Source organism: Vibrio sp. 10N.261.51.A4, assembly GCF_041471945.1.
Classification (GTDB): domain Bacteria; phylum Pseudomonadota; class Gammaproteobacteria; order Enterobacterales; family Vibrionaceae; genus Vibrio; species Vibrio crassostreae_C.
On the sequence record NZ_JBFRPJ010000156.1, the window covers coordinates 1 to 6,326 of the forward strand.

Sequence of the window (6,326 nt, forward strand, 5' to 3'; positions counted from 1 at the left end):
TTTTTCATGATCTTGCCCTGCTAGGCTTTCGTCGTTTCCTGCGTATGTGTTTTGGGTTTTAGTAGTAGATCCTTATCGCTAGCTATGAAGTACTTCTCTATATATCGGGAGGTGCTGCTTGGGAATATAGGTGGTCACTTCTAACTCTTAAGCTAAATAGAGCAGAGCACTAATCTGATTGTTTTACTATGTGAAATTCTCTATCGCGTACGTACTTCGCCCTAAGGAGTGAGACTTTATTGCTTGAATACGTAAAGGGTAATTGTCGATTATGTTCGTATTGGTACTCGTTTAGCTGCTATCTAAACCATACCTGATACACGTATCTGGAACCCTGAGACTGACTAAGGAAAAGGTAGGATGCTTAACACTTCAAGCTATCACACTCACTATGCATAAATAGAGATGTTGATTCGAAAGACCATCAAACAAACCTAAATAGCTATCTCGTAGATACAAAAACGCCTAGCGTTTGCTAGGCGTTGATAAATAGTGTCTCTAATACATCGACTACAGTATTTGCTTAAGCACCCTATCGGCTTTCACACGAGTGATCTTACGAATCAACTTCTGAACTTCCATCGGGTAGCTCTCTACCTTGTCTAACTGCTTATAAGTACAGATAAGCTGAGTGTGTTGAAGGATGTTATCCACTTCAGCCTGAAACTTGTCTGTTAGGTGATGGTAGTTATCTTGGATAAAGATACCGTTCTCTAGATCCAACTTCCATGCGCGTGGATTTAGATTATTACCTGTTAGTAGCATGTAGCGCTTATCTACCCAAATGCCCTTTAGGTGGAAGCTATTGGAATCGTGTTGCCAAAGTCGAATTGATAGATTACGGCTAGCAATATGAGCTTCATTCGCTTTAGCGAAACGGCGTAAGTTCAGTTCGTAAAGGTATGGCAAACCACCAATCGTTTTAAACTCTTCTTCTGGTGAGATAAAGAAATCATTCGCTGTCTTATCACCAACAACAATGCTGACCTTTACGCCACGCTTAAGTGCTTTCTTCACTTCTTTAGCTAGGCTAGGTGGGAAGTTGAAGTAAGGTGTGCAGATGAAGATTTCATCTTTAGCTTGAGCGACGAGTTGGTTGATTCCCTGATTCAGACGGTTACGTCTTTTACCGATACCAACCAATGGTGTTACAGCCACTTGCTCTGCTGAAACCTCTTGCCCTTCGAATTGATACTGAGACCTTGCCAATGATGCTCGAAACTGACGAATCGCTGGTTTCAGTTCTTTGGTCGCAGGCTTGTTCTTATCAGCCAGGTCATAAACAGCGCTGTCCGCAACCATCTGTTCGTGTACGTAGGCAAACATTGAGTCAGCAAGAGCTGCATTGTTTAAAACATGGTAACGATCAAAGCGATAGCGGTCATGGTAATTCAGATAGATATTGTTAAGGCTTGCACCGCTGTATATCACGCTATCATCGACGATAAAGCCTTTTAAGTGCAATACGCCAAAGACTTCTTTGCCGCGAACGGGAATGCCATAGACAGGCACAGAATGTTGATATTTCTCTGCGAACTCTTTATACATGGCTGCATTGCCTTCAGAAGACTCTGCGCCAATCAATCCACGCTGCGCCCGGTGCCAATCGACACAAACGCTCACGTCTAATTCTGGATTCTTTTGCTTTGCTTCATATAAGGCAGTTAGGATCTCACGGCCAGCCTCATCATCTTCAAGATACAAAGCGACTAAACTAATACGAGTCGTTGCGCGAGATATTTCATCAAGTAGGCGAGTTCGAAACTCTTGCGCTGATAGTAGTACTTCAAACTTGTCAGGATTCTGCGCTATGGTTGGCAACTGTATGAATGGATTCCTACTGGCAATCATATTGACTGTTTTACCTTAAAAATATGCAAAATTGCGAACCTTTAATTTTACCAAAGGGATAGCACCAAATACTAGATAATCGAGGCATTCTCTAACAATTTTGCTGATAATGCATAGGAATGAGATCTTTTCCTCTATTCGAATAGCGCTCGTATAAAACTCTTAAACCATTTGGTAGATCTTTAGGGTCTACTTGTACGAATTTGTGTCGCGCGTAAAAATTGGTGAGATGAGCGTACGCAAAGCAGTAATCATCTTCCGTAAGCGTATGTTGCGCACAATAATCCATAAGCTGGGAGCCTAATTGCTGACCACGATGTTGTTTTGATATCGCCATACCGGTAAGTAAGCGATTATTTTCTATTGTACGAAAACGCACGACACCGCACAGTTCGTTATTCAGCAATAACGAATAGATCAGTTCACTCTTATTCGCTTTTCCCGTTGGGTAATGTTCTTTATAGAAACGTTTAACTAGGGGAACCTTTACTGGGTCTAATTGAGTAATGATGACATTGTTCATTCAGTCACTGCGCCATTGGTTTATCTGCTGTAGAATGACCGCAGTGTAAGTTAATTGAATATCGCCATGCAATTCCATCTCAATGCTAGTTTAAAAAATGTTCATACTTTTTCCATCGATCAGACGTGTGATGCGTTGGTTGAAGTCACCACTACCGAAGAACTTATTTCGCTTTACAAAGACCCTAAATGGTCAGCTTTGCCTAAGTTAATACTGGGTAAGGGCAGTAATATGCTTTTTACTGAGCACTTCGCTGGCCTGGTCATCGTGAATAAATTAGCCGGGATTGAGCTGGCCGAGACGGACAGTCATCACCTACTGCATGTGAGTGGTGGCGAGGATTGGCCAAGCTTGGTTGAGTGGAGTGTGGATAAAGAGCTGGGTGGTCTAGAAAACCTAGCAATGATACCCGGCTGTTCCGGCTCTGCTCCGATTCAGAATATTGGTGCGTATGGTGTTGAGCTACAAGACGTATGCGAGTATGTCGATATCCTGTGTCTGGATACTTATACAGTTAAGCGATTAAGCAAAGAAGAGTGTCTCTTTGGTTACCGAGATTCTATTTTCAAACACGCTCTCTACGATAAAGCGATTGTTGTTGCGATTGGTTTAACGTTGCCGAAAGAGTGGGAGCCATGCAATCACTATGGCCCGTTAAAAAGCCTAGCAGCCGATACGCTCTCCCCTCGCACTATATTTGATGAAGTGTGTGCTATCCGTTCAAGTAAGCTGCCAGACCCTAGAGTACAAGGGAATGCGGGTAGCTTCTTCAAAAACCCTGTGATCACCAAAGATCATTTTGATCGCTTGTTAGCTCTATATCCAAATATGGTTGGTTATGAGAGTAATGACATGATCAAAGTTGCTGCTGGCTGGCTGATTGATCAATGCCAGTTCAAGGGTGTGACAGAAGGTGGCGCTCAGGTTCACCCCAACCAAGCATTGGTTATTATCAATTATGATGAGGCTTCTGCTGTGGATATCATTAAGCTTGCAGAGCGAGTGCGCCAGTCCGTTTTGAATAAATTCGATATTCGATTGGAACATGAAGTGCGCTTTATGGGACGAGACTGCGAGACAAACTTGGATAAGGCTTTGGAGTCATTGGCATGAGAGAGCACAGTACCAAGCTTGCACTATTGAGATGTCTTGCTGACGGTGAGTTTCATTCAGGTGAAGACCTAGGTGAAATGATTGGCGTATCACGAGCGGCTATCAGTAAGCACATTAAAGGTATTCAAGAGTGGGGTTTAGATATCTACCGAGTACAAGGCAAGGGTTACAAGCTAGCCAGTCGTTTGGATATGCTTGACCAAGAAAAATTGTCTGCAGTTAGTCGCGATGCTTCTCTTGAACTCATTCCCATCATAGGTTCTACAAACCAGCACCTATTAGAGCGTACTAACACCCTCGAATCGGGTTCTGTCTGTATTGCTGAATATCAAGCTGCGGGTCGTGGACGCCGTGGACGAGAGTGGGTATCGCCATTCGGCGCAAACCTCTACCTTTCAATGTATTGGAGACTCGACGCAGGGATGGCTGCCGCAATGGGCTTAAGCCTTGTGGTTGGTGTCGCTGTTGTTGAAGCTTTGGAAGAAATGGGTGTAGAAGGAGTAAAGCTCAAATGGCCTAACGACCTCTACCACAATGATAAGAAGCTTGCAGGTATCTTGGTCGAGCTCTCTGGGCAATCGGGTGGCGCTGCGCATATTGTGATTGGTTTAGGGCTAAACTTATCCATGGATCCAACAACATCAGGTATTGGCCAGCCATGGACTTCCCTTAAAGAAGTGTGTGATGGAAAGGTGCCTGACCGTAATCAATTAGCGCAGGCTCTGATCAATGCTTGGGATAAATCGCTTGTCGACTATGAGTTGAAAGGAATGTCCAATTTTGTAGAGCGTTGGAACCGCTTGGATAATTTCTTAGGTCGCAATGTTAGGCTGATCATTGGACCTAGAGAAATTGAAGGTGTTGTTCAAGGCATCGATGAACAAGGCGCTGTATTGCTCAAAACTGAGAATGGTGTTGAGAGCTATATCGGTGGCGAGATATCGCTAAGAAAAGGCGACTAAGGCGTTACTATTTTCTTAGTAACACTTCTTCAACCATATGATCTGCGCCTTTACGTAGAATCAGGTGAGCCCTTTCTCGTGTCGGAAGGATATTTTGTTCTAGGTTCAAGCCATTAATTGAACTCCAGATACCTTCTGCTTTATCCAATGCGGCTTGGTTCGATAATTTAGTGTAATGACTAAAGTAAGAGCCAGGCTTAGTAAACGCACCATCGCGGAATTTCATAAAACGATTGACGTACCACTCTTTGATTTGTTGGCTATCAGCGTCAACATAGAGTGAGAAATCAAGGAAGTCAGAAATAAACACGCGATGTGGTTCGTGTGGATAATTCATTCCGGTTTGTAAGACATTAAGCCCTTCAATAATAAGCACATCTGGTAGGTCGACGCACTTAACGTCATCAGTAATGTTGTACGTAAGATGCGAGTAAACAGGGGCTGTGACATTTCTCTTGCATGCCTTTACATCCGAAACAAAGTTCACTAAACGCTTGATATCGTAAGACTCCGGAAAGCCCTTTTTGCTCATCAACCCTTTCTCTTTTAACACCTCATTCGGATATAAAAAGCCATCGGTTGTCACTAGCTCAACTTTTGGATGGTTTTCCCAGCGAGAGAGTAGGGCTTTAAGCAGACGCGCAGTGGTACTTTTGCCAACGGCTACGCTACCCGCAATACCGATGATAAAAGGTGGTGCTTTCTCTTTCTTATCTAGAAATTGGTGGAGTACCGAGTTTCTATTCTGTCTGGCTGCCACATAGAGGTTCAATAGACGAGATAACGGTAGATAGATCTCTACTGCCTCTTCCATTGTGAGCTTTTCATTGATGCCTTGAAGCTCTTTTAAGTCGCTCTCAGAAAGTGTCATCGGAACTAAATTCCTTAGCTCAGACCAACGTTCGCGGTCAAATGACATAAATGGGCTCATACAAAACTCTATAGTGGATAACAAAACAAGTGCATGGAAAATACATCAAGCGATAGATAAATAAAATATCTTCCTGTACTAGATGCGGGTTAAAGACGTAAACCTTGAGCTAAATAGCCGTATGTAGGAGTTTGCTCAGAGAATTTTGCACTTTTTTTCAATTTGCTATTGCAAGGTGGAAAATCATTCAATAAAATGCGCCCCACTTGTGCCGACTTAGCTCAGTAGGTAGAGCAACTGACTTGTAATCAGTAGGTCACCAGTTCGATTCCGGTAGTCGGCACCACTTTCTTCCTTCCTATAAGGCAAGCGAGAGAAAGCTCAAAATTTGGAGGGGTTCCCGAGTGGCCAAAGGGAGCAGACTGTAAATCTGCCGGCACTGCCTTCGATGGTTCGAATCCGTCTCCCTCCACCATATTCTAAAGGTTAAATAGCTCAAACAGAGTTACGTGTTGCGTGCATCGTATAATGGCTATTACCTCAGCCTTCCAAGCTGATGATGCGGGTTCGATTCCCGCTGCACGCTCCAACTCATTTTGTGTGCTGATATAGCTCAGTCGGTAGAGCGCACCCTTGGTAAGGGTGAGGTCCCCAGTTCGACTCTGGGTATTAGCACCAGTCTAAAGCTTCTTCTCCTTTAATAAAGAAAACCATTTTTTTTGGTTGCGTGGTCTTATTTTAAGCCACCTAATCCGTACCTAGAGGGACACCCCATGTCTAAAGAAAAATTTGAACGTACGAAACCGCACGTAAACGTTGGTACTATCGGCCACGTTGACCACGGTAAAACAACTCTAACTGCTGCTATCTGTACTACACTTGCAAAAGTGTACGGTGGTGTTGCTAAAGATTTCGCATCTATCGATAACGCTCCAGAAGAGCGTGAGCGCGGTATCACAATCGCAACTTCTCACGTTGAGTACGATACTCCAGCACGTCACTACGC

6 protein-coding genes and 4 tRNA genes are annotated in these 6,326 nt (G+C 43.7%); 7 read left to right on the forward strand and 3 right to left on the reverse strand.

Going from position 1 to position 6,326, the window contains the following annotated elements:
- Positions 1-510: 510 nt before the first annotated feature.
- Both pssA and AB4384_RS23415 read right to left on the reverse strand, forming a co-directional pair.
- Positions 511-1,851 (reverse strand): CDP-diacylglycerol--serine O-phosphatidyltransferase, encoded by a 1,341-nt coding sequence (gene pssA / locus AB4384_RS23410; protein WP_029235079.1) that lies wholly within the window; start codon positions 1,849-1,851, stop codon positions 511-513.
- 91 nt (positions 1,852-1,942) lie between these two features.
- Entirely contained in the window at positions 1,943-2,374 is a 432-nt protein-coding gene (locus AB4384_RS23415; protein ID WP_372130188.1) for a GNAT family N-acetyltransferase, read from the reverse strand.
- A gap of 66 nt (positions 2,375-2,440) precedes the next feature.
- Here AB4384_RS23415 and murB point away from each other — a divergent pair, with 66 nt between their 5' ends.
- Both murB and birA read left to right on the forward strand, forming a co-directional pair.
- Positions 2,441-3,487, forward strand: coding sequence for a UDP-N-acetylmuramate dehydrogenase (gene murB, locus AB4384_RS23420; protein WP_372130189.1), 1,047 nt, complete (start codon positions 2,441-2,443; stop codon positions 3,485-3,487).
- Positions 3,484-4,449 (forward strand): bifunctional biotin--[acetyl-CoA-carboxylase] ligase/biotin operon repressor BirA, encoded by a 966-nt coding sequence (birA, locus tag AB4384_RS23425; protein WP_048615138.1) that lies wholly within the window; start codon positions 3,484-3,486, stop codon positions 4,447-4,449. The genes murB and birA overlap by 4 nt, the downstream gene beginning before the upstream one ends.
- A gap of 7 nt (positions 4,450-4,456) precedes the next feature.
- On the opposite strand, the gene coaA is transcribed toward birA, so the two are convergent.
- A complete protein-coding gene (gene coaA, locus AB4384_RS23430; RefSeq protein ID WP_017062776.1) occupies positions 4,457-5,380 on the reverse strand; it encodes a type I pantothenate kinase in 924 nt (307 codons plus the stop codon).
- Between the two features lie 210 nt (positions 5,381-5,590).
- On the opposite strand from coaA, the gene AB4384_RS23435 reads away from it, so the two are divergent.
- The 5 genes from AB4384_RS23435 to AB4384_RS23455 all read left to right on the forward strand — a co-directional run.
- Positions 5,591-5,666 (forward strand) — tRNA-Thr (locus tag AB4384_RS23435).
- A gap of 44 nt (positions 5,667-5,710) precedes the next feature.
- A tRNA-Tyr gene (locus tag AB4384_RS23440) sits at positions 5,711-5,795 on the forward strand.
- 39 nt (positions 5,796-5,834) lie between these two features.
- Positions 5,835-5,909: transfer RNA gene (locus tag AB4384_RS23445), tRNA-Gly, on the forward strand.
- 13 nt (positions 5,910-5,922) lie between these two features.
- A tRNA-Thr gene (locus AB4384_RS23450) sits at positions 5,923-5,998 on the forward strand.
- A gap of 95 nt (positions 5,999-6,093) precedes the next feature.
- The coding region (locus tag AB4384_RS23455) for a GTP-binding protein (protein WP_240698606.1) at positions 6,094-6,326 on the forward strand (233 nt) is incomplete at its 3' end.